Below are 25,251 nucleotides of genomic sequence, written 5' to 3'. Positions count from 1 at the left end.
GGTGGTCAGCGGTGCCAGCCGCCGGGTTGGTGACGAGCGGTCTCTGCGCTGTGGCACGGGTGGCAGAGGCCCCGGCCGTGCTTGGGGTCGTCGGGATCTGCGCCTTGCTGGAGGAGGTCGCGGCGGCTGAGCGGGTGGTGGTCGGCGTGCCGTGAGGGCTGGCCGCAGGGCTGGCTGTGGCCGTGCTCGGCCTCCGTGCAGACACAGGCGGGGTCGCGGGCGAGGACAGCGCCGCGGAAGCGCGTCTCGTGCCGGGTGCCGTAGCCGCGTTGGCGTGCGGTGCCGCGGGCCCGGTCGGCTGCGCGCTCGTGCTGTGCGCAGCGGCCGCCGTCCGTGAGTTCGGGGCAGTCCTTGACGGTGCAGACGGTGAGTGCGCGGCGGCGGGGCATGGTTGCCGCTTAGGCGCGTGGGGGCCAGGACCAGTGGCCGGGTGCGGGTTCCTCCGAGTAGGGGACGCACTCGTCGAAGAACATGCCGGTCGGGTTGAGGACGGCGAGGCTGACGAAGATCGGGTTGCCGTGTTCGTCCTGGTTGGGGCACCCGTCGTACGGCTCGTCCTCGCGGTAGGCGGGGATGGCGGTGACGATGGCCGCGCGCGGCAGGGGCTTGTACTTCTGGGCGCCGTCGGGGAGGACGGGGCTGCCGTGGCTGGTGTAGTGGACGATCCGGCCGATGGTCGCCTTCATGTGGTCCTCCATTCGTCGTGGGTGCGGACGAGGTGCTGTCCGCAGCCGGAGCAGATGGCGTTGGGCAGTGGGTCGCCGAAGCCGGTGACGTCGACGGGCTGGTGCTCGGTGCAGGTGGTGATCCGGCGCATGGCGATGACGAGGGCGGCCAGGCTGCCGGGCTCGGGTGGGATGCCGAGGAGGTCGTGCTCGAGGACCGCGATCCGGACGGGGTCGGCGGGCGGCGGGCAGGACGGCGGCGGGGTGCTGTGGCGGCGGGCGCGCCAGCGGGCTGCGGCGTCTTTGACGGTCTGCGAGGTGAATGGCTTCGCCGGGTGCCGGTTCACGGCCGGGAGGCGAGGTTCCGGCGGACGGTCCTGTTGTGGAGGGCGTCGGCGAGTGCGTTGTGCCGGCCGGAGGCCTGCTGGGGGAGGTCGGCGTCGGTGAGGCCGAGCCGCTCGATCTCCTGGCGCAGGTCGTGGGTCCACATGGGGATGCCGTCGGGGAGGTCGATCATGCTGCCCCAGAGCTGGCAGAGGGCGACGTGGTCGTAGGCGCCGTAGTCGGCCCAGAGGCGGCGCGGGCCGGGGGCCTGGAGGATGAACGCTCGGACCTCGTCGGCGATCTGGGCGAGCGGCTTGACCTTGTCGAAGTCGGCCTTGTCCGGATCCCAGGCCACGAATCGGCCGGAGGCGTCTGAGCCTGCCGTGAGCGGCAGGGTGGGGACGACGTTCGCCATGAGCCAGGGGTTGTCGGCGAGCTGTGCCAGGTCGAGGTCGCGGTTGATGGCGTAGTAGGTGCTGCCGTCGTCGGTGGCGAAGCCGGCCGAGATGACTTCGATGGTCCGGCCGTTCTCGATGAACTCGAAGTCGTAGTCCAGGTCGGTGCCGTTCATGCGGGTCTCCTTGAGGGGGTCGTCGGGTGACGAGGAGCTGGGCGAGGGGGGAGCGGCGGCGGCGTGCGGGGCTGCGCCGTGGTGTGGGGGGTCTGCCCGGACCCGCCCCCCTCAGAGCGGTCCGGGCAGACGTCTCGGTGCCGCGGGTCGGTTCGCGGCCGGGGGTGGCCCCGCCGGGGCCGCGGGGGAGGCGGGCGGCGGGGCCGGTACGTGGGGGTGGGTCAGTCGCGGTCGGCGATGACGGTGCGGGCGAGGCTGTTCCAGGAGTCTGCGAGCGCCTCGTAGCGTTCCATCAGGGCGAGGTTCGTCTCGTTCTCGGCGAAGCCCAGGAGGCGGGCGGCGTTGGCCAGGGCGCTCTCGACGGTGACCGGGGTGCTCGCCGCGGCCGTGGGGGCGGCGGGTGCTTCGGCGGGGGGCGCGTCGGTGCCGGTGTCGGCGGGGGTGTCTTCGGTTGCCACGGGGCCTCCCGGGGTCAAGGGCGCTTCGGGGGGCGCTTGGCGCGGCCCTCGACGACGTCGCGCAATTCGAGGTAGTCGTAGCGGCCGCCGACGTGGCGGGTGAGGCGTCCTTCGTGGGCCCAGCGGCGGACGGTGCCGACGGGCCGGTCGATGAGGTGCGCGATGTCCCGGGGGGCGAGGAGGACGGGCCGGTAGTCGGCGGTCATGGAGGCATCCCTTCCCCTGGGAACGCCGAAGGGCCGCCCGGTGGGCGGCCCTTCGTGGCAGTAGGGCTGAAGAAGCCCATCTGATCAGATCATGGATTCATTTCTGGGGTCCCGTCAAGTCCCTGCGGTGACGTCTTGCCCGGACGCCCAGCGTAAGGCGGGTGCGGGGCGGCGTCGAGGGACGGCCGTGGAGGCGGGTGGGCACGGGGTCAGGGGCGGGGAAGGTCGATGCCGGCGGCGAGCATGCACGCGATCGTGGGCCGCAGGCGGCGCTGTGGGGGGCCCGCCTGCGGGACGAGGGCGAGGTGGCGGACGGTGCGCGCGCCGACCGGTCCGGGCACTGCGCTGGTGCCGGATATTCCGTCAGTTTCGGTTCGGGTGTCGGGCTGTGGCTGACGTTCGGGTGTCGGACGGATCAAGTTAGGTCCCCCTTACCGGCGTATGCCTTGACGGGGCCGGGTGAGAGTGGGTTGCCGCCCCGTCGAGAAGTCCCGATTGTTTCTCCCTCAACCTCCTCTTTTACAGGGCAGGATTTGGCAGATAATTCGACCCTCTGCCTGCGGACGGTAGGCACTCGATGTCATCGGAGACACCTGCGTGGACATGAAGTCGTTCGGCCGGCTGCTGCGGGAGGAGCGCGGCCGTCAGGACCCCGAGAGGCACGGCCTGCCCGCGCGCCCGCACAGTCGCGGCCGACGGGTGGCCGGGCTGAGCCAGGAGCAGATGGACGAGCTGCTGGGGTGGCCGGCCGGCACGTACGGGCGGTTCGAGCGGGGGGAGAAGCGCAATGCCCGCCTGCTGCGGGCGGTGGTCAAGACCCTCGGGTCGGCGGAGGAGCAGTACGAGGGCCTGCATCTGCACCTGTTCGGCTTCAGGCCGCCGCGCCGACTGGCCGGCCCCGGCGACCGGATCGGCTCGAACTGGGAGCGGGTCGTGCGCCTGCACCCCGAGCCCGCGTACACGACCAACCTGTGGTGGGAGGTCGAGTTCGGCAACAGCATGTTCGCCGGGATCTTCCCCGACGGCCGGGCGCCGGAGAACACGATGCGCTGGATGATGTGCTCCGAGGACGCCCGCTACCGGCTCGTGAACTGGGAGAGGGACTGGGCGCCCCTGGTCGCGGCGCAGCTGCGGGGGGCGGCGGCCGAGTTCCCCGACCATCCCGAGCTGTGCTCCCTGGTGCGGGACATCCGGGCGGATCCGGTGGCGGGGCGGATCTACGACGGGACGGTGCGCGCCTACCAGCAGCCGGATGGGGATGTGCGGATGCTGCGCCATGCGGGGTGCGGGGATGCGGTGCACTGGGTGGTGATAACGGCGGGTCAGCCGCTGGGGGCGCCGGGGGCGCGGTTCATGGTGCTGCAGATGGATCCGCTCGACGGGCAGGGGGGGATGGCTGTTTCCGGGGATTTCGGATCTTCCTAAGGTTCGGGTCTTGTGGGCGCGCTCCGGGTGGATGTTGTCTGGTCGGACACATTCCGTCCCTCGTTGGTGGACGCGCTTGAATCGAGGCCCTTGCATGACAGGCCAGCAGCAGGTTTATGTGAGCCGTCCGCAGGCGGTTCTGCCGCCGTACCGGGTGGCGCGGGAGACGGTGCTCGCGGACATGGTGGCCCGGCATCCGGGGCATCCGCGGCTCGCGTCGATCCGGCGGATCGTCGGCGGGGCGCAGATGCCGGCGTGGCGCTCGTACTCGCAGCCGTGGGACGTGGTGGCGGCCGAGCGGACGCTGGAGGAGCGCAACCGGACGGCGTTCGAGGACGTCGCCGCGATGGGCACGGCCGCGGCCCGGGCGGTGCTCGAGGCGGCGGGCGTGTCGGCCGGGCGTGTCGACTGCGTGGTGACGAGCCACTCCACCGGGGACGCGGTGCCGGGCCTGGATGTGCACCTGCAGCAGGAGCTGGGGCTGCGGCAGGACGTGCGGCGCCGGCCGGTGACGCAGTTGGGCTGCGGGGGCGGTGCGCACGCGCTGGGGATGGCGGTGGAGGCGGTGCGGGCCCGCCCGGGCAGCATGGTCCTCGTCGTCGTCGCGGAGTCGCTGTCGAGCATCTACCACCACGGCGACGACCGGATCGAGCACATGATCTTCAAGGCGCTGTGGGGGGATTCGGGGGTGGCGGTGCTGGTGTCGGACCGGCCGCTCGGCCCGGGGCTGCAGGTCGTCGACACCTGGGAGTACCTGGTGCCCGCCAGCGCCGACCGCTACCGCAAGCGCCTGGACGGGGCGGGGGTGCACTTCGACAGCGAGAAGGCGGCGACGGACTCGGTCGGCGACATGGCGCCGGCGCTGCGCAAGTGGCTGGCCGAGGACCCGTCCGGCGCCGGGCGGCCGTGGCCGCTGGACTTCATGGTCGCGCACACCGGCGGGGCCTCGATCCTGACCGACCTCGCGGCGGGCCTCGGTATCGACGAGGGCCTGCTGGGGAACTCGTTCGCGTCGCTGGACGAGGACGGCAACCTCGGCGGGGCGAGCGTGCTGCGGGTCCTGGAGCGTACCTACGCCGCGCCGCCGGCCGCCGGGGAGAGCGGGCTGCTGATCGGGTTCGGCCCGGGGTTCTCCGTGTCGGCGTCGAGGGTCCTCTGGCACGACGGCCCGACGCGGCCGCAGGCCGGGCCCCGGCGTACGGGTACGCCCGGCGGCGCTCGTTGTCGCGGGCGGGCTACGCCTGAACGACGGGGCGGGTGATGTGGTGGTGCTCGACGTCGACGGCGATGTCGTCGATCTTGAGGTACTCGGCGGCTGATTCGGCGGCGGCCACCGACCGGTGGCGGCCGCCCCTGCACGCGACGACGACGTGGACCAGGTCCCGGCGCCGGTTCGCGTAGCTGAAGAGGACCGCCTTCGCGGATTCGGCGATGCGCTCGACCATCGGCATCATCCCGGGGGTCCCGAGCACGTGGTCGCGCACCTCCTCGTCCAGGCCGGTGCGGAACCGCATGCCCGGGTCGTCGTGCGGGTTGCGGAACTCCGGCCCGCCGACGTTGAAGAACAGGCCGCTGTGGCCGGCCACGATGTCGAGGGCGTCCCCGTGGAGGGTGCCGATGCTGTGGATGACGACCTGGACCAGGCCGCCGTTCTCGCGGTGCGTCTGCTGCTCGGTCATGGCTCCACCCTGCTGCAGATTCCGGGTGCGACGGGGCGAATCACGGTGTTTCCCGTTTCCTCTTCGGGGCCCGAACCCGACGGGCATGCTGCGGGTCCCACAGTCCGGCGGCGGCACGGCGGCCGGGCGGACGACTGGATGCCGACAGGCCGGGGACGGGCGATGACCAGCCGGTATTCCCGGCGGATGTCGCGTGCGGCTTGTTCCTGCAGATCCCCCGTACGATGCACCGGTGACTGACGAGGATGAGCTGGCGCGTCTGCGCGCCGACGTGGTGAAGGTCCAACGCCGGTGGTTCGAGGCGGAGGCCTTCTGGGTGGCCGAGCCCGAGGATCCTGCCCGGTACGAGGCGTTCGCCGCCGTCGGCCTGGAGTTGCACGGGCACGCGTTCTGGCAGGCCGCGGGCGGCAACCGCTTCGAGCGGGAGACCTCTGTCCGCAAGGACGCCCGCGAGGAGCAGGACGGGGCGTAGCGGGGCGTGTGCGGGCCCTCCCGGTCGGAACGTGCGACCGGGAGGGCCCGCGGTGTTCGGGATGTCAGTGGAGCCAGGGCCAGGTGGTGTTGCGCCCGGCCTCCAGGAGCGGGATCAGCTGGAACGCGGAGTCGGTGAGGCCGGCGAAGGTGTGCCGGTTGGCGGTGCCGGACGGGGCGTGGCCGGCCTGGTAGCCGACGAGGTTCCACGTGTACATGGGCACGTTCGCCGGGACCTGCTGGGTCGGGTCCCCGCCGAAGTAGTTGCCGGCCTGCTCGTCGGTGACGATGACGACGCGGTCGTGGCCCCGGTAGTGGGCCTGCACGGCCTTCGCGGTGTTGGTTCCGCCGAGGTCGCCGAACTTGCCGATGACGCGCAGCACGGCCTCGCCTGCGGTGAACGGCACCGGCCGGGAGTCGGTGCCGAACTCGACGAGGTCGGCGTGGGCGGCGCGCAGGGCGAGCGCGGTTCCGAAGACGGCGGCGGTGTCGGCCCGGTTGAGCTGGGTTCGCTCGCTGATCCCGCCGAACATCGATCCGGACCGGTCGACGAGGACCAGGGTCCGGCCGGGCAGCGCGGGCACGTTGCGCAGGGAGTGGCCGAGGGCCTGCTCGAGGGCGTGGCCCCAGCGCAGGGACGGCGCGTGCTTGTAGGCGGCGAGGAACCGGAACGGGAACTGGCGGGAGCGGGCGACCTGTTCGGGGTCGGCGAGGCGCTCACAGACCTGGGCGGCGACCCGGTCGGTGACGCCGGCCTGGTCGAAGTTGCGCAGGTTCCGCAGCAGCCCCATGTAGCCCATCGACGGGATCACGGCCTGCCACGCGGCGGCGTCGAGGGGGCCCTGCAGCCACCCGGCGAGGGCCTCCCACGTCATGCCCGCGTCCCGCAGCGCCTGCTGTGCCCCGGCGGTGTCGAGGTGGGCGCGGCGGTCGGGGACGGGGATGGTGTCGAGGTGGGCGCGGGCGTGGAGGGCGGTGAGGGTCTCGGGGATGGGGTTGTCGCGCTGGTGGCGGCGGTCGATGGCGTGCTTGAACAGGTCGCCCTGCCAGGCGGCCTTCGGGCTGGGGTGGGTGAGCTCGAGGACGTCGCCGAAGCGGTAGCCCTTGGAGGCGGTGTCGTACTTGAGGAGGGCGCGCTCGGTGTACAGGGTGCCGATGGCGTCCTCGATGCCGCGCTTGACGGGCTTGGGGATGTTGCGGCCGTAGCGGCCGGTCCAGTAGGCGAGGAGCTCGCCGGGCTCGTCGGGGCGCTGGAGGACGGACGCGATGACGGCCCGGTTCGAGGAGGTGCTGTAGGAGAGGGCGTCGCCCTCCCACCGGCCGGTGCGGTCCTGCGTCTCGTGCTGGCGCGGTGCCCGGGCGCCGGTGGCCTGGAGGCGGGCATGGACGTACTCGGCTGCGCCGACGAGGGCGGCGGTACGCATGTTCGCGTCCGTGCGCAGCCAGCGGAGCAGGCCGGCGGTCCAGTCGGGGTCCTCGACGGCGAGTTGGCGCACGAGCTGGCGGTAGCGGTCGTCGCGCCCGGCGGCGTTCTCGTAGAAGGTGTCGTTGCCGACGGTGTTGGCGACCGCGAGGAGGTAGAGCTCGCTGCGGGCGTCGCGGAGGTGGCCGGTGCCGCCTGCGTGGGTGGTCGCGCTCGCCCCGGTGGTGGTGACCGGGGACGTCGCGGACGGGCGGGCCGTCGGGGTGTTGAAGCGGGTCATGAAAAATCCCCTCGCTGTGGAGGGGAGGCTTCAGCAGCAGGGTGCCCGAGATCGAGGTCGGAGACGGCGACAAGGTGTCCTGGGCCGCTAGACGACACCGGCCGTTGGGCCGGCGGCGGGATTCGAACCCGCGTCACCCCTTTGGCAGAGGAAGTAGCCGTCGCCTGCGCACCGGGCACCCCGGATGCTGTGCCTCCCGAGATCGGATGCGGACCGCGGCGTTGCTCGTTCGAAGAAGTAGCCGTGGCCCTGCGCACCGGGAGGTGCATGTGAAGTTGTACTGCCCGGAGATCGAATCGGTCGAGGTGACGTAGGCGCTCTACCGCTGAGCTACACCGGCCGTGGCCGGCGGCGGGATTCGAACCCGCGACCACCCCATTAGCAGTGGAAGTAACCCCGTCCTGCGCACCTGGGCAGGACGCTGACTCTACTCCGCACGGCTGACATGTCACCTTATTTGCGGGTAAAGAAGTGGGCTGCCCGGGTTGGTGGTTTCGGCATGCGTCGGCCCACCGAAGTACCTGCTCCGGTGGGCCGTACGAAGATGCAAGAGCTGTCAGGAACTCGGGGCGACACCAGGTGTGGTCTGGTCATCGTCGAGCGCGCACAGGGCGAGGACGGCGGCGTACTCGTCGGCGTCGAGACCGAACGGCCGGGCTCCCTCCGCCTCGTAGCCGACCCACAGGCGGCGCTGGCCCTCGGCCCAGACGCGCAGCAGGTCGCGGGCCTCGACGGGTGTGACATCCAGGGCGGCGGCGACCTCGGTCCAGGAGGCGCCGGCGGTCAGGGCGTCGCGGACCTGGATCGGGCGGAACTGTGCGGCGGCGCGGCGGATGGCCTCGCCGAGGGCGAGCACGGCCAAGGCGTCGTCGGCGTTCCCGCGCTCGACCTTGTGGGGGAAGTCGGCGGGCAACTGTCGGTTGGCCATTCGGTCGGCGTGCACGACGTGCTTCTCGGTCAGCCAGGACAGCGGGGTGGAGGCTGGCACCTGGTTGGGGTGGCGGACCTCGAGGTCGGTCCAGTGGGCGTAGGCGTCGGTTGTCACGGCGGAGCTCCTTCTTCGGTATTGCGCGGGTCAGGCCAGGCGAGTCCGGCGTCGGGCAGCGACGTAATCGATCAGGGTGTCCGGGCGGTGCGGCAACAGGTTGTCGGTGGCGTAGCGCGGCGGGGCTTCTCGGTCATGGGCCGATCCTCTCGGGGTGCGCTTGCGGTGTGGGTGGGTTCGATGGTTTCGCCACGAGGTATGCGGAGGTGTTCAGCGGCGCAGGACGTGGACGAGCTTGTCGGGGTCGAGGATGGGGGCACCGTCGGGGCCCTTGAGGTGGTCGTCGATCCAGATCGGGCGGTGGGTCTTGCGGGAGGGGTAGTACTGGTTGCGCCAGTGCCCGCGCACGATCCAGCGGTGGTGGCGCACCGGGCCGTTGCCGTCTTCGGTGGCCCGGTCCTGGCCGGGGATGCCCTGGTGGCGCAGGCGGACGTAGCGGACGGCGGTGAGCAGGGTGGGGTCGATGCGGGCGATCCGCTTCATGGAGGTCTTGGCGGCGTGCTGCTCGTCGGTGCTCACCAGGGTCTGGCCCATGAGGAGCCAGGTGACGATCAGGGCGCGTTCGGCGTGTTCCAGCTGGCCGAGTGCGTTGGCGCGGGATTCGAGTTCGACCAGGCTCATAGTGCTGGTGTCCCCGGGCGCGTGGGCGAGCCAGCCGGGGATCCGGCCGAACGGCAGGTACGAGACGTGCATGGAGACGATCGGCTGGGGGTGGCGCCGGCGCAGTGCCCGGACTTCGGCGGTGGTGAGGGCGCGCAGGCCTGCGCGTTCGTCGCCGGCGGCCATGTAGCGGATCCAGTTCTCGCGGGTGGCCCAGGTGCGTACGGAGATGCCGTTTCCGGCGGTGGCCCAGGTGGCGGCGGTGATCGGGGCGCCGGTGTACTCGCCGCCGTCGTAGGAGTCGGCGGCGGGTTCTTCCCAGACGAGGAGTCCGTTGCGGGAGGGGAGGTCTTCGGGGTGGAGGCGGTAGGAGGGGAGGGCGTGGCCGGCGTTGACGGCGAGGCGGGTCATGTCGGCGGCGATGTAGTAGAGGTCGGCGACGCGTAGGGCGTGGGCCCATTCGCGGGTGGCGGCGCGTTCCTGGGCGGCGATGTCCGGGGGGTGGCGGGCGGACCAGGTGGCGGGTCCGCCGTCGGGGCCGGGGTCGGTGAGCCAGGTGGCGAGTTCGGCGCGGATCTCGGGCAGGTCGCGCGGGCTGATGCCGGTGGGCAGCGGTGTGGGGGCGCTCACCGGTTGTCCTGGAGGTCGGTTCGGGCGCCCTGGCCGGGGCGGGTGGCGTGGGCGTACATGACCTCGGCGGTGGTGTAGAGGGACTGGCCGCCGCGGCCGGGGGCGCGGCCGACGGCCTGGACGCTGAGGCGCCGCAGGACGATGTCCGCGTACTTGGTGCTGGAGGCGCCCATGTGGTCGGCGGCCTGCTGCAGGGTCCACGTCTCGTCGTCCCGGCGCTCGACCACGGCCACGTAGCCGGTGTCGACGGCATCCCAGGTGCCGGTGACGCGCCAGCCGGCGGCCTCCAGCAGCTGCTCGGCCTCGCGGATGGCCTGGTCGGTGTCGCCGTCACGGGCGTCGACGCCGGTGAGCGCGTGGAACAGCGGGTCGCCGGTGGAGCTCCAGTCGGGCTTGCCGTTCTTCCAGTTGTCGGCCTGGTCGGCGAGGACGGTGACGTCGCAGTCGTCGCCGTCCAGGGCGCTGCGGTCGTTGACGAGCCAGGCGGTGAAGTGCGGGCCGGGCGCGGGGGCGATGCTGTCGGCGGTCTCCTGCAGCTCGGGCAGGTATTCGGCGGCGTCGTCGTCGGTCCAGTCGTCGCCGAGCTGGTCGACGAGGGCTTCGCGGGTGATCACGACGTGGTCGTCGTCGACGTAGGCGCTGGCCCGCACGTCCAGCTCGGGTTCGGCGTCGACGTCGAAGTCGACGTACAGGACGGGCTCGTCGGCTCCGCTTTCGAGGAGGCGGCGCAGGTGGGCTGGGGTGATGGTGAGGGACATGGTGGTACTCCTGCCGGTCGGGGTGTGGGGCGGGTCAGAGGGCTGCGGCGGCGGCGTTGATGCCGGCGCGCAGGCGGGCGACGAGGTCGACGTGGTTGCGCTCGCCGTCGAGGTAGCGGACCTCGACCTGGTCGGCGTCGTAGTGGCGGATGTGGAGACGGCCGTCGGTGACGTCGAGCCAGACCTTGCTGATCGAGCCGAGCAGCTTGGCGACGCGGCCGTTGGCGATGCCGCGGCCGCCGAGGGTGGCACCGGAGGCGTTGCCGGAGCCGTAGTAGGCGACGTCGAGGCCGGCGAAGGGCGCCCAGTCGCTGAGGTAGACGCGGTCCATGCCGTTCTTCTGCCAGCGGCGGCCGCCGAGGGCGGTCATCAGGTCGGCGGTGAGGGTGACGGCCTTCGCGCGGGTCGGGCGCAGGAGGGTGGGGAGCTTGATGCGGTAGGCGAGGGAGGCGGTGTCGATGATCCAGCGGCCGGCCTGCTTCACGGCGGCGACGGCGCCGGTGCGGCACCAGGTGCGGATGGTGGCGACCGTGACTCCGGCCCGGGCGGCGGCGTTGGTGGTGGTGATGGCGGTCATCGGAGCCTCCTCGTTGGCGACACCCCTAACTATGATGGATAGTCCATCAAAGTTCAAGTGGGTTGGTGAGAAGCATTCCAGACGGAACGTCAGCAGTACGGAGGTCCTCCATGGCGACCGCACCACCGGATCCGGAACCCTCCGCCTCCGGCCTTCCGCGGACCCCGGACGCGATCGCCGCCGCGCTCGGCCCGGAGCGCCGGACGCAGCTGTGGGCGGAGCTGGGCCGGGCCCCGACCGGAGCGGCCTTCGAACGCCTTCTGGATGTCTGGGCCTGCCGGGCCCGGCTGGATCAGCGTCCCGACCGGGCAGAGCGGGCCGACGCGGCCCGCACCGGCAGACTCCCGACCACCACGTGGGAGGAGATCCGGCGCGCACGGAATGCCGGCCCGGGCGCGCCGACGTGACGGAGCCCCCTCGTCACAGGGACGGGGGGCTCCGGGCCGCGGGACGATCCGGCTACCCGCCGGTGACCGCGCTGTCGGGGGGGAGGGGCAGCCCGTACTCGCCCTTCGTCTCGGGGTGGCGGACGACGGTGCCGTCCTTCACGAGCTCGCTGAGCCGGTTCTCGGTCGTGCTGCGCGCGACGCCGGCCATGGCCGTGATCTGGTCGATGTGCAGGTAGTTGATGTCCAGCCCGATCGGGTCCCGTCGCTCCTCGAGGACGAGGAGAATCTTCTCCCGGGCGGTGGGCTCCTTCGCCAGGACCAGCGCCGGCGCTGAGGGCGCCCACGCTGCCGCGGCGCCCTCGGTGCCGGCGAGCGCGTCGGGGCCCACCACGGTGGCGGCGATGGCCTCGCGGTCGTCCCAGCCGGGGAAGTCGGCCGGGACGCAGATCCTCTCCGGGTCGAACTGGCCGGCCGCGGACTCGAGGATCCAGGCCCGCATCATCTCGGGACGTCCGTCCGGCCCGGCGATGTAGGCGACGCCGAACGTCCGACGCGGGTCGTCCTCGGGGATCGTCGGGTCGTAGACGAGGCTCTCGTCGTCGCCCTTCCAGTAGGCCGGGATCTGGGCCGGGTCGATGCCGTCGAAGTTCGGGGGCAGGTCCACCCGGTGCTTCTGCGCGCCGTCCGAGCGCAGCAGGACCAGGGCCCCGCCGTAGTAGACGTTGTCGCGGATCGCGGTCGCGCAGCCCATCTGGTCGAGGTTCATGATCTGGCCGCACAGTACGAGGGCCATGCCGAGGGATCGGGCCAGCGAGGCGTAGGCGGCGACGATCAGCGCCGCTTCGGCTCGGTGCGGCGACTTGTCGCCGAGGAGCTGGGCGAATTCGTCGATGACCAGGGCGACCCATGGTGTACCGGGGCTGGGGACGAAGTTCTTCGCGCGCGTGGCCTTGGACTGGGCGACGCGGTGGAGCAGGATCGCGTAGGCCAGGCGCAGGGCGCCCATCGCCTCGTCGAGGCCGCAGCCGGCGTAGGCGGCCATGTCCTCGACGTCGGGGTTGGAGCTGCCCTTCGGGTCGGCGTAGATGATCGCGAAGCCGTTGACGTGGTAGCTGAGGCACAGGAGCTGGATGACGCCGCCCTTGCCGGAGCCGGTGACGCCGGCGATCAGGACGTGCTGGGCGCCGGCCTTGGGGTCGTAGAGCTGGATGCGGGCGGGCCGGCCGGACACGCCGGTGCCGAGCTGCACGAAGCCGTTCTTGTTCGCCACCAGTGCCCCGGGGCCCGGCAGCGGGGTTCCGTTCTCGAGCGGGGAGCGCTCCATCTTGCGCAGGATGGCCTTGCGCGGGTTGTTCGTCGGCTCGAACGACACCAGGAGCATCGTGGTGCGCAGGGCGCCGGCGAGGCGGTACGGCGCGGGCACGGTGACGGTGTCGGTGTCCTCGTCGGCGACGACCCACGCGGCGACGCCGCCGGTGGCCGGGTCCGCGATGGCGCCCTCCAGGTGGGTGCCGGGCACGCACCCGCCCTGGCGGGCGACGCGCTGCAGCCACAGGGCCTCGAGCTCGCCGTGCTGGACCTCCTCGACGCTGGGGGCGACGAGGTGGACCGTGATGTGGCGGGAGCTGTCGTGCGGGCCGGCGGTGATGCGGATCTGGGTGGCGGGGAGCCGGTAGACGCCGGAGACGGTGTCGCGGGTGACGGTGACCGGTCGGCCCGGGGCCGCCTCGATGGTGCCCTCCCACGCCTCGGGTCCGTGGCCGGTGAGGGTGAGGTGCTGCCCGGGGTGGACGCCGTACTCGCCGGAGATGTGGGCGTGCCACAGCTGCAGCACGCGGTCGACGGGGGTGGGCTCGGCGGGCTCCGGCGCGCTCTGGGGGTGCGGTGCGGCGGCGTGGCGGCGGGGCCGGCTGCTGCGCAGGACCCGGCGCAGGGAGAAGGCGACGAACCCGCTCGCGCCCCACCACGCGGTGGAGACCATCCCGGCCATCGACGGCATGGTCATGAACCCGGCGACGAGGGAGTCGACGCCGGTCGCACCGTGCAGGGTGACGGCGGCGGCCGCGGTCGCGGTGGTGACGGTGGAGACGAGGAACGGCAGGCGGTGGGCGCGCAGGATGTCGCCGCCCGGGACGGCGTCGAGGACGTGCGCGGACAGCAGGCCGCTGAAGTTGGCGCCGGCGACGAGGGCCGGGGCGGCGAGGAACGTGGCGACGGTGGCGGCCGCCTGCGGCTCGAGCAGCGGCATCACGGCGGCGGTCAGCAGCGGCGCGAGCACCTGGCCGGTGGCGAAGGCCTTCTCGGCGGCCGGGCTGCGCACGATCGCGGTGTCGGCCTGGGCGGGGGTGTGGTCGGTGGTCATCGCTGCTACTCCTGGGTGTACCACGTGCGGTCGGCCATGGGGACGGGGGCGGCATCGCGGGCTTCCTGGATGCCGTCGTGGTCGGTGCGGGCCTGCTGATCGGCGGCCACGGCTTCGCGGCCGGTCTCCTCGGTCGCGGCGGCATAGGCGATCGCGGCCTGGGAGAGGCCCTGCATGATCCGGGCGACCTCGTGGGTCTCGGCGATGGTGGCTGCATCCACCTTGAGCGCGGCGATCTGTTCGGCGATCCGGCCGGTCTCCTTGGCCTCGTCCGCCTGGGCGGCGGCCAGGGCCCGGAAGGCGGCGGTGTCCCGGCGCACCTCCCATGTCAGGCTTCCGACCTGGAGAAGGAGTTCGCGGTAGGTCAGTCCGGTGGCCATGTCAGCGTCCCTGCTGGTCGAGGTAGAAGGTGCGCTCAGCCGGCGCGGTGAGCGGGCTGTTGACGACCGCCCGGTAGATGAGGCCGTGGCGCGTCTCGGCGTTGGTGGCCAGCACCCTGACGGCCTCCGCGCCGCGCAGGGCCGTCCGTTCGGCCTCCTCGGTCCTGCACTGCAGCTCCCGGGCTCGTTCGGCGAGCCTGTGGAGTTTGTTGACCAGCGCGATGCCGCCCTTGACGTCCTTGGCGTCCTCGGCGAGCTGCTGGGCCCGCGCGGCGTGCAGGGCGGCGTGCTCCCGGGCGGTCTTGCTGTCCTCGGCGATCCGCGCCAGGACCGTCTCCTTCTCCCCCAGGCGCCGCTCGAACTGCCGCAGCGTGCGCACCTCGCCGCGGCTCATGGAGTGCCGGCCGCCGTCGCCGGCGCCGGAGGTGAACGTGATGTCCTTCTCCCCGACGGCGATGTCCTGTACCGGGGCGACGGGGGGCGCCTCGTACCGAAGGGGCCGCGGCGGGACGGTCGGCTGGTAGGGCGTGAGCGTCGCACCCGGACCGGCCGGACCGGCAGTGGCGGGAGCGGGGGCGGTGGCGGGCGGTGCGGTCATGAGGTTCGGGTCCTTGGTCGGGGTCGCTTGCAGGTGGTCGGCCATGGCCGTTGCGGCCGCGGCAACGGCTGCGGCGGGCGGGCTCGTCGGCTGCGGCGGGATCCGCGTGCCGTTCTTCGCGGCCAGGTCCGCGGTCGATCCCGCGGCCGATCCCGCGGCCGGGGCCGGGTGACCGGTGGACCGGTCCGCCGGGGCCGCCGGGGCGACGGGCTTGACCCGGGAGGGAGTCGGCGCCCCCGCAGCGCCCGGCTGCGCCGTGCTGCCCGGCTTCGCGCCGGCGAACTTGGTGTCGAGGCCCTTCGCCCCGGCGGGCTTCGGTGCCGGGCCCGGCCGCGTGCCTGCAGCCGTCCCACCGGCCCGGGCGCCGCCCGCGTTCGCTCCTGCGCCCGGCTGCGCCGCGGTGCTCGGCTTCGGGCCGGCCGGGGCGGTGTCGGGCGCCTTGGCGGGCTTGGGCGGGATGGTCGGCTTCGGTGCGGCGGTGCTCGTGGCGGCGGGGGCCTTGGCGTTGCCAGCGCCCGGCTTCGCGCCGGCGAACTTGGTGTCGAGGCCCTTCGCGCCGGGCGGCTTCGTGAAGGGGTCCTTCTTCGGGCCGGATTCTGCCGGGCCGGGTGCCTTCGCCGGGGTGTGCGGCTTCGACCCGGCACCCGGGCCCGGTCCGGCCTGCGGTTTGGGGGTGTTCGGGCTCTTGTCGCCGCGGGCGGGCGGGGCGGTGGTGCCGGTCTTCGCGTCGGACGCCTTGGAGGTCTTGTCGTCCCTGCCGGTCTTCGATGAGGTGTCGGCCTTGACGGCCTTGGAGGTCTTGTCGTCGTGGTGGTCCTTGTCGTCGCTGCTGCTCTTCGAGGCGGTGCTGGTGTCGGCCTTCGCCGCCTTGGTGGAGGCGGTCTTCGTGTCGGACGCCTTGGAGGTCTTGTCGTCCTTGCCGGTCTTCGAGGATGTGTCGGCCTTGGCGGTCTTCGTGTCGGACGCCTTGCGGTCGGTGGTGTCGGCCTTCTTGGCGTCCCGGTTGTCGCGGGCCTGGTGCTGGCTGGTCTTGTTGTTCAGGTCGGCGACCTTGGCGTCGCGGGTGGAGCGCTGGTGGGAGCTGGTGTCGCTCTTGGCGTTGCGGTCGGACTTGTTGGTGTTGGTGGTGTTCGCCGAGTTCCCGGAGACCCGGGTCTCCTTGACGTCGTGGGTGCGCTTGGTGCTGGTCGTGGTGCCGGTGCGCCGCAACCGTTCGGCGAGGGCGCGGACCAGGGCGGCGAGGGCTCCGTCGCGGGGGCCTTCCTGGGCCGGGTCGCCGCTGTTCTTGGCGCCGGCGGCGCCGGTCGTGCCGGTGCTGTTCGTCCCGGTGCCGGTGGTGCCGTTCGTGCCGGGGGCCTGCTGCATGAGGGCGGTGGTGCCGAGCGGGGCGGTGGGGCGGGCCGGCTGGACGGGGGTGAGGATCTGGGCGAGCGCGCTCGGTGCCGGAGCCGGCGGGGCGGTCGGGGCCGGGCTCTGGGGCGGGGCCGCGGCCGGGGGCGGGGGTGCCGTCGGGGGAGCGGGTGCGGGCGGTGCGGTCGGTGTGGCCATCGCCGAAGTCCTTACTCTTGGTGACCTCCCTCCCTCCCCCACCCGGGCCGAAAAGCTCGGAAGGCCCCGTGAACGGCCTGCATGGCCGGTGGGTGGTTGGTTCCGGGAGGGGGGAGGGAGGGGGGAGGTGACGGTGCGTTACTGGCGGGTGAGGCGTTTCTTGGCCCAGCCGATGGTCACCACCACTCCGACGGCGCCGAGCGCGATCAGGCCGACACCGGAGCCCGAGTCCTCGTCCTCACCGCCGTCGGCGACCGTGCGGGCGGTGTTGACCATCCCGGGGGAGTCGACGATCGGGTAGGCCTTGCCGCAGTCGGCGATCGCGTTGTAGCCGCCGCCCGCCTTGCCGACGCAGGCCTGGACGGCCTCGCGCCGGGCCCGCTGGGCGTCCGTCTCCACGCCGCTGGCCTTCACCGTCTCGGCCGCGAGCTCGGCCTGCTGCTTCTGGCGCTCCATCTCGAGCCGGGAGGCGTCCAGGGAGATCTGCGCCTTGCGCACCTCCGCGTCGGCCTGGGAGGCGCTGTACGAGGACCAGGCGAACATGCCGGACGCGGCGAGGACGACCGCGCCGGCGCCGAGCCCGGCCATCGCGCGGGGGGACAGCCGGGCGTTCGGGGCGTAGGCGCCGTGCAGCGGCGGGGTCTTCCAGGACGGGATGCTCGAGATGTCGTAGGCGGGGTCGTTGTAGACCGACTCGTCGGCCATGGCGGGTGCTCCTTCTGATCTGGGAAGTGCCGGGGAACGTCGTGCTGTCGGCGCTGTCGCGGCCCGCTCGGTGCGGGGCTGAGCGGCGCCCGGGAGGGGTGTCAGCGGGTGTCGTCGCCGGCCAGGCGGGCCGAACGCGTGAAGTCGTTGATCTCCTGGCCGGCCAGGACCGCGGCGGACTCGTCGAGCCGGATGGTCAACTCGATCGGGGTCCGACGGCGGGTCTCCGCGGTGGTGAGGGTCTCGTTCGGGGCGATGACCTTCAGGCGGGCCTCGATCAGCCGCTGCGCCGCTTCGAGGATGTTCAGGGCCTCCTGTGCGTTCGCCGCGGTCCACTCGTACTGGTAGGCGTTGTTCTGGGTCTGGTTCATGGGTTGTCATCTCCTTCGGGGTGGGGCGCCGGGCGCCTTCGTCGGCCGCCAGAACCGCCTTGGGGGGGCGGGGCTGGCGGCCGGGCGGAGCCGCCGGGATCCGGGGGTCAGCCGCGGCGCGGACGGGGCGGCGTGCGGGGAAGGGAGAGTGCGCCCCGGGCGGGCTCGGCGCGCACCGGAGCCGGCACGATCGGGGCGGCCGTGAGGAGGGTCGCGGTCAGGACGGCCAAGGCCAGGCCGAGAAGGTGGCGGGCGGCGGCTTTCACGGGAGGTCTCCTTCGTCGAAGAGGTGGAGGGTCTGGGGCGGGTGGCGATCCCAACGGATCGGCCCGGCGGGCGGCCTCCGGACGAGCGCGGCGGCATCGTCCGGGGCGCCGGATTCACTTCCGGCCGCTGCGGACGGTGCGCCGCGGGGCACGGTTCGCGCCCTGGGCGGAGGCGACTTTGCCGACGCCGGCGGCATACGGCGGGGTGTCACCGGGGCGGCGCCGGGGAGGCGTTCCGCCGTTGTACTTGCGGCCGTCCTCGGCATCCGGGTCACGCCGGGGCGTTTGGGATTCGACCTGCGGTTTCGCGGCCTTCTCCAGGCCCTGCCCGGCCTCCTGCATGGCCGCCCGCGCGGCCACCAGTTGAGCCCGGATCTCGGCCGTGACACCGATCTCCTTGGTGCCGTGGATGACCTCCCACGCCGCCGCCCAGATCTGCTCGGTGACGGCTGGCGAACCGGTCGCGGTACGTCGGGCGACGGCGACCGCCCACACCTGCGGGTGCTCGTCCTCCCGCTCCTTGTCACGCCGCCGCTGGTCCTCGACGGCGGCCTTGTGCGCGGCGACCTTGTCCGCTAGCTTCCGCGTTTCCTCCACCCGCTTGGCCTCGGCCCTGGACTTCTCCTCGACGGCGTCACGCTCGGCTTCCATGGCGGCGACGGCCCGCTCGCGGGCGGCGATCCGCTCGGCGGCGATCCGCTCCCGGCGCGTCGGAACGCCGTCCAGCCGCTTGGCCCGGCCGTGCTCGTACGCGGTCCACACGATCGGCCCGCCGATGGACGTCAGCGCGCCGATCGTGCCCGCCGCGATGCCGATCCTCGGGTCGCTGAACCCGTGGACCAGGTTCACGGTGGCCGCGATGCCGGCCGCGAGCATCACCCCGACCCGGTAGGGCCACACCGCCTTGCCGCTCGACACGGCCGCGGCCGCACCGAAAGACACCACCAGGGCCAGGCCCTCGAGGAAGACCGGCGCCATCAGCAGGAACTGCTTGTGCGGGTCGTAGAACGCCAGCAGCTGCAGCGGCAGGCTGACCACCGCGCCGGCGATGTAGATGCCCAGCGCCCCCCACTTCCACTGGCGCTCGGCCTTCTCCTTCGCACCCGCCTCGGCCTGCGCCCGATCCCGGGCCGCATCGGCGGCCGCCTTCTGTTCGGCCGCCTTCTGTTCGGCCGCAAGCCGCTCGGCGGCCAGCTGCGCCATCTTCACGGCGTGTTCGGCCTGGTCCTGGTCCAGGCGCATCTCGGCGCGACGGTTGGCCAGGCGTCGGCGTTCCGCTTCGGCGGCGGCCTTGTCGGCCTCCGCCTTGACCAGGGCAGCGCGGGCCTCGGCTTCCGGGCCGTCCTGCCCGGCCCGGCCCTCACTGGCCTGGTCGTCCTGGTCGGTCTGGGGGCCGGTTTCGGGTTTCTGCTCCTCCTCGCCGGCCAGGTAGATGGGCGGGTCGTACTCGTGGACGTCCTTGGGAGGGTCGGTGGCCTCGCGCTTCCCGACGGGGGTCTGCCGCGCGGTGGCGGCGGGGCGGCGGGGCCGTTCGGCCTGGGCCCGGGCGAACGCCTCCGCGTAGGAGTCCGGGGCGTCGAGGGAGTCGATGGCCGCGCCCGGTTCGGCGGTAGTGGTCATCTGGGGACTCCTTTCATAGATCATCATGTAATGCGCATGACATTTGAGGGGGTGGGCGGGTGCGCTGCCGGATCGCGGCACCCGCCCCGGGGGAGGCCGGGCGGTCAGGTCTGGGCTCGGCGGGCCCGGGCCTGTTCGACGGCCCGCTGCTCGGCGAGGAGGCTGTCGGCGGTGACCGCGCCGTGCCGGGGCGCGCAATCGGGAGCCCAGGACTGGTGGGTGTGGCAGGTGGAGCGGTCGTCCGCGTGCATGCCTGCGTCCTCGCGCCGGTCGTCGCGGACGAGTGCGGCGGTGAGCTTCTTGCTGGCCATGGGAATCTCCTTCGGGGCTGGTGGGCGGCTGAGGGGCGAGGGTCAGCTGGCGAGCCGGATCTCCCGGGCCGCTTCGGTGGCGGCGGGCAGGAGCTTCGCGGCGAGGTTGAGGAGCGCGTTCTGGTGCTCGGCCTGGATCTGGAGGGCAGCGCGCAGGCGGGCGGCGGCCTCGGCGAGGTCGTCCGCCTCCCCGTACATGCGGAGGGCGGCGTGGGCCTCCAACTCGTCGGCGGCCTCCTGGACCAGCGTGGTGAAGGCTTCGGGGGTGAGGCCGTCGTGGCCGGCCGGGGTGCCGTCGAGGCCGGCCGCGAGGTAGGCGATGTCCTCGCCGTAGCTGGCGATGAGGGAGTCGAAGGTGACGGTGGTGTTGGTCATGACGAGTCCTTTCGGGTACGGGGCGGGGCCCGTCCGGGAAGGCCGGGGCGCTGCGCCCCGGCCTTCGGTGGTGGTTGGTCAGGCGGCGGTGGGCAGTTCGGCGTCGTCGGGGACGGGGGCGGGTTCGCCGTCCGGGTCCGCGGCGGCGGTGGTGCGGGTGGTGATGCGGCCGGTGACACCGGCCTCGGTGACGGTCAGCACGGTGGTGCGGCCGTGGCGGTGGCGGATCGTGCCCGCCGCGATCAGGCGGCGGCCGGCCGGGGCGCTCACGGGCGTTCCTTCTCGCAGTAGGTGCAGGCGTACTCGCCGTCGCCGGCCTCGCCGTGGACGGTGCAGTGCCAGGCGGGCTGCCAGTCGTCGGGGAGGTCGAACGGGTTGCGCGGATCGGTGACAGCGTCGCCGTCACGGCCCGGGGCGCAGGGCACCGGGACACCCGCCGCACCCGCGGCCTGCACCCAGGTGAGATGACCTTGCCGATCGAGAACCTGAGCCAGCTCCAGGACCTCGCGCCAGAAGGCGTTCAGCCACAGGTCCGCGACGCCGTGCAGGGCCTCGAGATCACGGCCCGGGTCCTGGCTGACACCGTAGGTCGGGCCATCGGGGTGAGCAGCGCGTACGGCCTCCTCGATCCTCGCCCGGTCGTGACAGGCCAGTCGTTCGGTCACCCACGCCCGGTCCGGGGTCCACAGCCCGGCCTCCCGCAACCACCGGTCCTCCGCCCGCTCACCGGCTGCGCACACCAGCATGACGTCCCGCAACGGTGCGGTGTAGGCGGTACCGATCTCGACAAGGCCGGCGGATCCGGGGGCGTCCGGTCCATGGCCGAGACCGTCGGCGATGGCGACGGACTCGAAGGACATGCCGAGGTGGAGCATCAGGACGGCGTGACCGGCCTCGTGGACCGCGATGAACTGGCGCAGCAGCGGGTCGGGCAGGTCGAGGATGCGGTAGGCGGTCGTGGGCCGCTCCGTCAGGGGCTTGGGGTTGCGGGTGGTGAGCCCGGACTCGTCGTCCAGGTGCCACGTCGTCCGGGTGGTGGTGGTCGGGTTCACCGGGCACCCGCCAGCGTCAGGGCGCGGGCGGCGGTGGTGCGGCCGGTCGGGGCGGGGGTCTGCTCGAGGTGGGTGATCGCGGGGGCGAGGTGGTCGCCCGCGATGCCGGTGAGGGCGATCTGCGCGAGGCGCGCCGCGTAGGCGACCTCGTCGGCCGCGGCGGGCTCGAGGTGGGCGGCGGCCTGGTCGGCGAGCCGGACCAGGACCCGGGCGAGGGTTTCGGCGATGCTCGGGCCGCCGGTGCCGTCCCCGGCGATGCCGAGGAGGAGCAGGGCGGCGTCGGCGGGGCCGGTCGCGGTGAGGGTGTGGAGGGCGTGGACGGCCCGGTGGGCGTCGGCGAGGGCGGGGTGCTCGGGCGGCAGGAACGGTGCGGCGCTGGCCTTGGGGGGCTGCGGGGGCGGGGTGGGGATCGGCTTGTTGCCGTAGCCGCCGTTGATGTTGTGGTCGCTCACTGGGCGCTCCGGTCGAGGGCGATGATCGCGGTGACGAGGTGGGCGCAGACCCCGGCGAGGGCGGTCTGCGCGTTCGCGAGGGCGATGCGGCCGTTCAGATCACCGTCGGCCTGGGTGAGGATGCGGTCCGCGTTGACGGCTGCGCCGGCCCCGATGGCCATGAGGTGGGAGGCCGTTGCTGCGGCGTCGTCGCCGATCACGGCTGGCTTCCCTGGGTGCTGTTGGCGGCCCGGGCGACCATGGCGGCGTGCTGCTCGATGTGCCGGTAGATGTCGGTGCTCATCGGCGCCGGAGTGCCGGGCGCCGGTTGCTGCCCGGTCTGGGGCTGCGGCTGGGGGGAGGCGGGGGCGTTCATCGGGTGCCCCCGGCCCAGGACGCGGCGGTCGGGATGCCGTGCTCGGCCCGCAGGTCCGCGTCCCGGCGCAGGAGCTGCGCGAGGAGCAGGGTAGTGCGGTGGGTGAGGCCCTCGATGACGTCGCCGCCGTGGCGCAGGTCCATGACCTGGACCATGGCGACGACCTCGGTGTCGTCGGGCTCCTGCAGGGTGACGACGGTGGCCCACTCCGCGAGGGCGTTCATCAGGACCGTGGCCGGGTCGGCCAGCAGGCCGGCCATCTCGAGGTGCCGGTCGATGGCCGTCGCGGTGGTGACGCCGGGGTCGGTCTCCGGAACGAGCCCAAGGTTCGTCAACGCGGCCGGGAACGACCCGGCCGGGGAATCGGCGGGAAGGGGAGCTGTGAAGCTTGTCGTTGCGCCAGTAACATCACGCATTGGGTCGACCTCCTGATTGAGCAGGGGTTGGTCCGTCCGCTGCTCGTGGTGAGACACGGCAGCGGGACATAGGCCCCGGCTGGTGGTGAGACACCAGCCGGGGTTTCGTGCTGATGGACACGACATTAGTGGAGTACTGGCGTATTGACAAGTACTCCGGAAAGGTGGGTTCATAGTGAGCGAACAAGGAAGGAGGAAGATCCCGGAGATGGTGACGTTCACCGAGATCGCCAAGCAAGTCACCGAGAGAGGTCTCGTCACTCGCCCGATCACACGCCAGGGCGTACGGCACATCGCCGAGACGGATCCCGAATGGCCCGTACCGGCCGACGAGTGGATGAAGATCGGCAACGCATGGGCAATGCCCTGGGATCCGATCGAGAAGTTCTTCGAGGGGCGGGAAACCCGGGGCCGCGGGCCCGACCGCCAACCTCGCCAACGACGAGACGGGGCCGAGTAGCGCTGCCCTGGAACGCACGAACGGCCGGCGGGGCTAGAGACCCCAACCGACCGTCCAAGCAGCACAGCGAGGTGAAGCTCGCTGTTCGAAGCAATCTGCCCAGCAAGGAACAGGTGCTCGACGATGAGCGTAGTCACGCGCCCCGACAACCCCAAGGCATTGCGCAAAGCAGTGCACAGAGTAGCTGCCGTTCGGGGGAAGCGGTGAGCGACCCGGACGAGATCGTTGCGGAGGACTGGCCGACCTACTACACGCAGGTCCCCGTGTGGATCCTGCTGGCTTCCACCACCGCACAGGCCTACCGCATGTACGCGTTCCTCGCCGAACACATCAACAACCGCCAGCCCGGCAAGCGCATCTCTTGCCCCAAGCAGAAGGCCATCGCCTTGGTGCTCGGCTTGAGCAATCACCGCCAGGTCGGACGCTACGGAGCTGAACTCGAGGCTCTTGGCGCGCTCTCGATCGAGGAGTACAGGTACTCCGGTGGGATGCGCCGAGGCTACCGATACCACGTCCGCTTCAACCCGCCGCCGGGCTACCAAGGTCTCATCGCGCTGAGCCAGTTCTACGAGGCCAACCCCCATGTCCGGTCGGCCCAGGCCCAAGGACGCGTGGCCGCGGCACTCAGCGAACCAACGGGCCGACACGGTGGTCCTGAAAACAGCACCACTGGCGGCACCAAAAACAGCCCCTCGCACGGTGCTCCGAAGAGTCCCTCCCATGGGCCTCGAAATAGGTCCCCAAAACGAAACCAACCTGAAGTAGACCAAGAGGAACGAGACCATGCGCCTTCGGCGCGTCGCGCCCCTGACGGCCGTAGGCCCTCTACAGGTGGTAGGGCGGCTGGCGGCGGCTCCGCCGCGTCCGGCAACACGCAGCGCCTCACTCCTCAGGAAGGGAAGCGAGTGGCCGCGTTCGTCCGGGCGCTGCCCGAGCATGTGGCCAAGCACGTACCGGCGAGGCGGCCGGCGGTCCTCTCGCGGGCGATTCTCGAGGCGCTCGCCGTCGGGTCGCCGCACGAGCGGACTCCGGAGCAACTGGCCGAGTTTCGGGCCCTGGTCCGGTGGGACAAGCACTGGGGCTCGGTGTTCGGCCGTGGTGAGGTCAAGTCGGCCGTCGGCGCCCTCGTTGCGATGGTCGAGCGGAAGACCGAGTGCGGGAGCCCACGCTGCGACGAGCGCACCGACGTCGACACCGGCCAGCCCTGCACCAGCTGCGCAGTACGGGTCGAGGACCGACGCCAGCAACGCCGCCCCGCCGATGGTCGTTCTGCAGCGCCCCAGCCCTCGGCTGGCGAGCCTCAGGTCCCCGCGCAGCGCACCAACGCCCTGCCAATGCACGACTGCCAACAGTGCGACCGGCCCTACCGCACCGCCACCCCCGGTCTCTGCCGCGAGTGCCGCGAACCCCAGACCGTCTGACCTAGGGAAGAACTGATGCCGTACGACCTCGAGAACCGGCGCACCGCGCTGTACCGCCTCTACAACGCCCTCGACCAGCTGCTGTACATCGGGATCACCCACAACCCCACCGTCCGCTGGACCCAACACGCCGCCCTGAAGCCCTGGTGGCCCAAGGCGGCGCGGAAGAACATCGAGTGGTTCGACTGCCGTAGCGCGGCAGCTGCGGCAGAGGTCGCTGCCATCGTGGGGGAGCACCCTCTGCACAACATCCGCCATGTCCATGGCCTCACCTCGACCGGCCCCCGGGGAGCAGCCGATTTGATCGCCAGCATCCTCAGGTGTGCCATCCTCGACGGCGAGTACCAGCCCGGTGACCGGCTGCCCAGCATTGCTCAGCTGTCCGTCGACCGCCAGGTGCACCGGGACACCGTTCAGCGTGCCTTCACGCAGCTCCGCCGCGAGCAGCTGATCCGGGTCTCGCGCCGATCGGGCACCTTCGTCATGGAGCAGAAGTCCACCTTCACGGTGGCCAATCCGGACCTGTACCGGCGGGAGACCGGATACTACTTCGACCGTTCCACCGAGACTTGGACCAGCATCGGTGCCACAACCCAGAGGCTGGCAGCCACACCACCAGACATTGCCGAACTGCTGGGGATCCCGGCCGGACACGCAGCCCTCATCCGCCAGTACAGCGCCGGGCTGGCCGACACTCTCGACGTACGCCAGTTCGTCACGCACTACGTTCCGCTCGGCCTGGTCGCTGCTCTGCCGGTCATCGCTGATGTGGCCCAGTTGCATTGGCTCTACGACCTGCTCGAAGCAGCTCGCCAGGCGCCTGTGGACATCGTCGAACAGATCTATGCCAGGACCGCCACGAAGCCTGAATGTCAAGCTCTCGACCTGCCCGAACACGCGCTGGTCCTCGTACGCTCCCGGCGAGTGACCCAACCCCAGGCGAACGGCCCCGAGACCGTGGAGATCGTGGAGAGCGTCATGTCCGCTACGCGTGCGTCGATCTCCTACGACGTCCAACGCCACGCAAGCACCCTCCCCGCGTTCCGGGGGAGGTGAAC

At 72.3% G+C, this 25,251-nt stretch carries 34 protein-coding genes; 7 read left to right on the top strand and 27 right to left on the bottom strand.

Annotation, left to right across the window (positions count from 1 at the left end; genetic code table 11):
- Positions 1-5 precede the first annotated feature (5 nt).
- From ACIGZJ_RS31195 to ACIGZJ_RS31170, 6 genes are all read right to left on the bottom strand, one after another.
- A complete protein-coding gene (locus tag ACIGZJ_RS31195; protein WP_396460410.1) occupies positions 6-389 on the bottom strand; it encodes a holin in 384 nt (127 codons plus the stop codon).
- 9 nt (positions 390-398) lie between these two features.
- Positions 399-686: a hypothetical protein gene (locus ACIGZJ_RS31190; protein WP_396460409.1), complete on the bottom strand. Its 288-nt coding sequence runs from the start codon at positions 684-686 to the stop codon at positions 399-401.
- Positions 683-1,012, bottom strand: coding sequence for a hypothetical protein (locus ACIGZJ_RS31185; protein ID WP_396460408.1), 330 nt, complete (start codon positions 1,010-1,012; stop codon positions 683-685). The genes ACIGZJ_RS31190 and ACIGZJ_RS31185 overlap by 4 nt, the downstream gene beginning before the upstream one ends.
- On the bottom strand, positions 1,009-1,560 hold the full coding sequence (locus tag ACIGZJ_RS31180) for a 3'-5' exoribonuclease domain-containing protein (protein WP_396460407.1): 552 nt from the start codon (positions 1,558-1,560) through the stop codon (positions 1,009-1,011). The genes ACIGZJ_RS31185 and ACIGZJ_RS31180 overlap by 4 nt, the downstream gene beginning before the upstream one ends.
- A gap of 221 nt (positions 1,561-1,781) precedes the next feature.
- Entirely contained in the window at positions 1,782-2,018 is a 237-nt protein-coding gene (locus tag ACIGZJ_RS31175; protein WP_396460406.1) for a hypothetical protein, read from the bottom strand.
- Positions 2,019-2,032: 14 nt separating this feature from the next.
- Positions 2,033-2,224 carry a hypothetical protein gene (locus tag ACIGZJ_RS31170; RefSeq protein ID WP_396460405.1) on the bottom strand — a complete coding sequence of 64 codons (192 nt, stop codon included), beginning with the start codon at positions 2,222-2,224 and terminating at the stop codon, positions 2,033-2,035.
- 603 nt (positions 2,225-2,827) lie between these two features.
- Here ACIGZJ_RS31170 and ACIGZJ_RS31165 point away from each other — a divergent pair.
- Entirely contained in the window at positions 2,828-3,649 is an 822-nt protein-coding gene (locus tag ACIGZJ_RS31165) for an XRE family transcriptional regulator (protein WP_396460430.1), read from the top strand.
- 94 nt (positions 3,650-3,743) lie between these two features.
- Positions 3,744-4,910 carry a PhlD gene (locus ACIGZJ_RS31160; RefSeq protein WP_396460404.1) on the top strand — a complete coding sequence of 389 codons (1,167 nt, stop codon included), beginning with the start codon at positions 3,744-3,746 and terminating at the stop codon, positions 4,908-4,910.
- On the opposite strand, the gene ACIGZJ_RS31155 is transcribed toward ACIGZJ_RS31160, so the two are convergent.
- Entirely contained in the window at positions 4,885-5,328 is a 444-nt protein-coding gene (locus ACIGZJ_RS31155) for a hypothetical protein (protein WP_396460403.1), read from the bottom strand. The two genes, ACIGZJ_RS31160 and ACIGZJ_RS31155, sit on opposite strands and share 26 nt — an antisense overlap.
- Positions 5,329-5,560: 232 nt before the next feature.
- On the opposite strand from ACIGZJ_RS31155, the gene ACIGZJ_RS31150 reads away from it, so the two are divergent.
- The gene (locus ACIGZJ_RS31150; protein WP_396460402.1) at positions 5,561-5,800 is read left to right on the top strand and encodes a hypothetical protein; all 240 of its coding nucleotides are present in this window, start codon (positions 5,561-5,563) and stop codon (positions 5,798-5,800) included.
- A 64-nt stretch (positions 5,801-5,864) separates the two neighbouring features.
- Here ACIGZJ_RS31150 and ACIGZJ_RS31145 read toward each other — a convergent pair whose 3' ends face one another.
- From ACIGZJ_RS31145 to ACIGZJ_RS31125, 5 genes are all read right to left on the bottom strand, one after another.
- Positions 5,865-7,502 (bottom strand): TROVE domain-containing protein, encoded by a 1,638-nt coding sequence (locus tag ACIGZJ_RS31145; protein ID WP_396460401.1) that lies wholly within the window; start codon positions 7,500-7,502, stop codon positions 5,865-5,867.
- A gap of 556 nt (positions 7,503-8,058) precedes the next feature.
- The gene (locus tag ACIGZJ_RS31140; protein ID WP_396460400.1) at positions 8,059-8,547 is read right to left on the bottom strand and encodes a hypothetical protein; all 489 of its coding nucleotides are present in this window, start codon (positions 8,545-8,547) and stop codon (positions 8,059-8,061) included.
- Positions 8,548-8,757: 210 nt separating this feature from the next.
- The gene (locus ACIGZJ_RS31135) at positions 8,758-9,777 is read right to left on the bottom strand and encodes a hypothetical protein (RefSeq protein ID WP_396460398.1); all 1,020 of its coding nucleotides are present in this window, start codon (positions 9,775-9,777) and stop codon (positions 8,758-8,760) included.
- Entirely contained in the window at positions 9,774-10,535 is a 762-nt protein-coding gene (locus ACIGZJ_RS31130) for a hypothetical protein (protein WP_396460397.1), read from the bottom strand. Before ACIGZJ_RS31130 ends, ACIGZJ_RS31135 begins: the two co-directional genes overlap by 4 nt.
- Before the next feature lie 34 nt (positions 10,536-10,569).
- A complete protein-coding gene (locus ACIGZJ_RS31125; RefSeq protein WP_396460395.1) occupies positions 10,570-11,112 on the bottom strand; it encodes a hypothetical protein in 543 nt (180 codons plus the stop codon).
- A gap of 110 nt (positions 11,113-11,222) precedes the next feature.
- Here ACIGZJ_RS31125 and ACIGZJ_RS31120 point away from each other — a divergent pair, with 110 nt between their 5' ends.
- Entirely contained in the window at positions 11,223-11,519 is a 297-nt protein-coding gene (locus ACIGZJ_RS31120) for a hypothetical protein (RefSeq protein WP_396460394.1), read from the top strand.
- Positions 11,520-11,571: 52 nt separating this feature from the next.
- Here the strand turns inward: ACIGZJ_RS31120 and ACIGZJ_RS31115 are convergent, their stop codons facing one another.
- The 15 genes from ACIGZJ_RS31115 to ACIGZJ_RS31045 all read right to left on the bottom strand — a co-directional run bounded on the left by ACIGZJ_RS31115 (position 11,572) and on the right by ACIGZJ_RS31045 (position 22,231).
- Positions 11,572-13,863, bottom strand: a complete 2,292-nt coding sequence (locus tag ACIGZJ_RS31115; protein ID WP_396460392.1) for a type IV secretory system conjugative DNA transfer family protein — start codon at positions 13,861-13,863, stop codon at positions 11,572-11,574.
- 5 nt (positions 13,864-13,868) lie between these two features.
- Complete coding sequence (locus ACIGZJ_RS31110; RefSeq protein ID WP_396460391.1) at positions 13,869-14,243, bottom strand: hypothetical protein; 375 nt, start codon at positions 14,241-14,243, stop codon at positions 13,869-13,871.
- A 1-nt stretch (position 14,244) separates the two neighbouring features.
- On the bottom strand, positions 14,245-16,389 hold the full coding sequence (locus ACIGZJ_RS31105; protein WP_396460390.1) for a hypothetical protein: 2,145 nt from the start codon (positions 16,387-16,389) through the stop codon (positions 14,245-14,247).
- Positions 16,390-16,527: 138 nt separating this feature from the next.
- On the bottom strand, positions 16,528-17,094 hold the full coding sequence (locus ACIGZJ_RS31100) for a hypothetical protein (RefSeq protein ID WP_396460389.1): 567 nt from the start codon (positions 17,092-17,094) through the stop codon (positions 16,528-16,530).
- Between the two features lie 101 nt (positions 17,095-17,195).
- Positions 17,196-17,465 (bottom strand): hypothetical protein, encoded by a 270-nt coding sequence (locus ACIGZJ_RS31095; RefSeq protein WP_396460388.1) that lies wholly within the window; start codon positions 17,463-17,465, stop codon positions 17,196-17,198.
- Positions 17,466-17,572: 107 nt separating this feature from the next.
- The gene (locus ACIGZJ_RS31090; RefSeq protein ID WP_396460386.1) at positions 17,573-17,731 is read right to left on the bottom strand and encodes a hypothetical protein; all 159 of its coding nucleotides are present in this window, start codon (positions 17,729-17,731) and stop codon (positions 17,573-17,575) included.
- A gap of 114 nt (positions 17,732-17,845) precedes the next feature.
- Positions 17,846-19,351 (bottom strand): hypothetical protein, encoded by a 1,506-nt coding sequence (locus tag ACIGZJ_RS31085; protein WP_396460384.1) that lies wholly within the window; start codon positions 19,349-19,351, stop codon positions 17,846-17,848.
- 104 nt (positions 19,352-19,455) lie between these two features.
- Positions 19,456-19,662, bottom strand: coding sequence for a hypothetical protein (locus ACIGZJ_RS31080; RefSeq protein ID WP_396460383.1), 207 nt, complete (start codon positions 19,660-19,662; stop codon positions 19,456-19,458).
- Positions 19,663-19,704: 42 nt separating this feature from the next.
- Positions 19,705-20,037: a hypothetical protein gene (locus ACIGZJ_RS31075; protein WP_396460382.1), complete on the bottom strand. Its 333-nt coding sequence runs from the start codon at positions 20,035-20,037 to the stop codon at positions 19,705-19,707.
- Positions 20,038-20,115: 78 nt separating this feature from the next.
- Positions 20,116-20,307: a hypothetical protein gene (locus ACIGZJ_RS31070; protein WP_396460381.1), complete on the bottom strand. Its 192-nt coding sequence runs from the start codon at positions 20,305-20,307 to the stop codon at positions 20,116-20,118.
- On the bottom strand, positions 20,304-21,089 hold the full coding sequence (locus ACIGZJ_RS31065; RefSeq protein ID WP_396460380.1) for a hypothetical protein: 786 nt from the start codon (positions 21,087-21,089) through the stop codon (positions 20,304-20,306). The genes ACIGZJ_RS31070 and ACIGZJ_RS31065 overlap by 4 nt, the downstream gene beginning before the upstream one ends.
- A complete protein-coding gene (locus tag ACIGZJ_RS31060; RefSeq protein WP_396460379.1) occupies positions 21,086-21,541 on the bottom strand; it encodes a hypothetical protein in 456 nt (151 codons plus the stop codon). The genes ACIGZJ_RS31065 and ACIGZJ_RS31060 overlap by 4 nt, the downstream gene beginning before the upstream one ends.
- Positions 21,538-21,741 carry a hypothetical protein gene (locus ACIGZJ_RS31055; protein ID WP_396460378.1) on the bottom strand — a complete coding sequence of 68 codons (204 nt, stop codon included), beginning with the start codon at positions 21,739-21,741 and terminating at the stop codon, positions 21,538-21,540. Before ACIGZJ_RS31055 ends, ACIGZJ_RS31060 begins: the two co-directional genes overlap by 4 nt.
- A complete protein-coding gene (locus tag ACIGZJ_RS31050; protein WP_396460377.1) occupies positions 21,738-21,896 on the bottom strand; it encodes a hypothetical protein in 159 nt (52 codons plus the stop codon). The genes ACIGZJ_RS31055 and ACIGZJ_RS31050 overlap by 4 nt, the downstream gene beginning before the upstream one ends.
- Positions 21,893-22,231 carry a hypothetical protein gene (locus ACIGZJ_RS31045; RefSeq protein WP_396460376.1) on the bottom strand — a complete coding sequence of 113 codons (339 nt, stop codon included), beginning with the start codon at positions 22,229-22,231 and terminating at the stop codon, positions 21,893-21,895. Before ACIGZJ_RS31045 ends, ACIGZJ_RS31050 begins: the two co-directional genes overlap by 4 nt.
- Before the next feature lie 289 nt (positions 22,232-22,520).
- Between ACIGZJ_RS31045 and ACIGZJ_RS31040 the strand changes: the two genes are divergently transcribed.
- The 3 genes from ACIGZJ_RS31040 to ACIGZJ_RS31030 all read left to right on the top strand — a co-directional run bounded on the left by ACIGZJ_RS31040 (position 22,521) and on the right by ACIGZJ_RS31030 (position 25,249).
- Entirely contained in the window at positions 22,521-22,772 is a 252-nt protein-coding gene (locus ACIGZJ_RS31040) for a hypothetical protein (RefSeq protein ID WP_396460375.1), read from the top strand.
- A gap of 71 nt (positions 22,773-22,843) precedes the next feature.
- Entirely contained in the window at positions 22,844-24,193 is a 1,350-nt protein-coding gene (locus ACIGZJ_RS31035) for a hypothetical protein (RefSeq protein WP_396460374.1), read from the top strand.
- Between the two features lie 15 nt (positions 24,194-24,208).
- Positions 24,209-25,249: a GntR family transcriptional regulator gene (locus tag ACIGZJ_RS31030; RefSeq protein WP_396460373.1), complete on the top strand. Its 1,041-nt coding sequence runs from the start codon at positions 24,209-24,211 to the stop codon at positions 25,247-25,249.
- Positions 25,250-25,251 lie beyond the last annotated feature (2 nt).

The organism is Kitasatospora sp. NPDC052868, assembly GCF_044547105.1.
Taxonomy (GTDB): domain Bacteria; phylum Actinomycetota; class Actinomycetes; order Streptomycetales; family Streptomycetaceae; genus Kitasatospora.
The sequence above is the reverse complement of the archived record's forward strand: the minus strand, read 5'-3'. Positions and strand labels throughout refer to the sequence as shown.

Bases quoted from the DNA above. Each gene is read 5' to 3' on its own strand.
- ACIGZJ_RS31195 (WP_396460410.1), bottom strand. From the start codon at position 389: ATGCCCCGCCGCCGCGCACTCACCGTCTGCACCGTCAAGGACTGCCCC.
- ACIGZJ_RS31190 (WP_396460409.1), bottom strand. From the start codon at position 686: ATGAAGGCGACCATCGGCCGGATCGTCCACTACACCAGCCACGGCAGC.
- ACIGZJ_RS31180 (WP_396460407.1), bottom strand. From the start codon at position 1,560: ATGAACGGCACCGACCTGGACTACGACTTCGAGTTCATCGAGAACGGC.
- ACIGZJ_RS31170 (WP_396460405.1), bottom strand. From the start codon at position 2,224: ATGACCGCCGACTACCGGCCCGTCCTCCTCGCCCCCCGGGACATCGCG.
- ACIGZJ_RS31165 (WP_396460430.1), top strand. From the start codon at position 2,828: ATGAAGTCGTTCGGCCGGCTGCTGCGGGAGGAGCGCGGCCGTCAGGAC.
- ACIGZJ_RS31160 (WP_396460404.1), top strand. From the start codon at position 3,744: ATGACAGGCCAGCAGCAGGTTTATGTGAGCCGTCCGCAGGCGGTTCTG.
- ACIGZJ_RS31155 (WP_396460403.1), bottom strand. From the start codon at position 5,328: ATGACCGAGCAGCAGACGCACCGCGAGAACGGCGGCCTGGTCCAGGTC.
- ACIGZJ_RS31145 (WP_396460401.1), bottom strand. From the start codon at position 7,502: ATGACCCGCTTCAACACCCCGACGGCCCGCCCGTCCGCGACGTCCCCG.
- ACIGZJ_RS31130 (WP_396460397.1), bottom strand. From the start codon at position 10,535: ATGTCCCTCACCATCACCCCAGCCCACCTGCGCCGCCTCCTCGAAAGC.
- ACIGZJ_RS31125 (WP_396460395.1), bottom strand. From the start codon at position 11,112: ATGACCGCCATCACCACCACCAACGCCGCCGCCCGGGCCGGAGTCACG.
- ACIGZJ_RS31120 (WP_396460394.1), top strand. From the start codon at position 11,223: ATGGCGACCGCACCACCGGATCCGGAACCCTCCGCCTCCGGCCTTCCG.
- ACIGZJ_RS31115 (WP_396460392.1), bottom strand. From the start codon at position 13,863: ATGACCACCGACCACACCCCCGCCCAGGCCGACACCGCGATCGTGCGC.
- ACIGZJ_RS31110 (WP_396460391.1), bottom strand. From the start codon at position 14,243: ATGGCCACCGGACTGACCTACCGCGAACTCCTTCTCCAGGTCGGAAGC.
- ACIGZJ_RS31105 (WP_396460390.1), bottom strand. From the start codon at position 16,389: ATGGCCACACCGACCGCACCGCCCGCACCCGCTCCCCCGACGGCACCC.
- ACIGZJ_RS31100 (WP_396460389.1), bottom strand. From the start codon at position 17,094: ATGGCCGACGAGTCGGTCTACAACGACCCCGCCTACGACATCTCGAGC.
- ACIGZJ_RS31095 (WP_396460388.1), bottom strand. From the start codon at position 17,465: ATGAACCAGACCCAGAACAACGCCTACCAGTACGAGTGGACCGCGGCG.
- ACIGZJ_RS31085 (WP_396460384.1), bottom strand. From the start codon at position 19,351: ATGACCACTACCGCCGAACCGGGCGCGGCCATCGACTCCCTCGACGCC.
- ACIGZJ_RS31080 (WP_396460383.1), bottom strand. From the start codon at position 19,662: ATGGCCAGCAAGAAGCTCACCGCCGCACTCGTCCGCGACGACCGGCGC.
- ACIGZJ_RS31075 (WP_396460382.1), bottom strand. From the start codon at position 20,037: ATGACCAACACCACCGTCACCTTCGACTCCCTCATCGCCAGCTACGGC.
- ACIGZJ_RS31050 (WP_396460377.1), bottom strand. From the start codon at position 21,896: ATGAACGCCCCCGCCTCCCCCCAGCCGCAGCCCCAGACCGGGCAGCAA.
- ACIGZJ_RS31040 (WP_396460375.1), top strand. From the start codon at position 22,521: ATGGTGACGTTCACCGAGATCGCCAAGCAAGTCACCGAGAGAGGTCTC.
- ACIGZJ_RS31030 (WP_396460373.1), top strand. From the start codon at position 24,209: ATGCCGTACGACCTCGAGAACCGGCGCACCGCGCTGTACCGCCTCTAC.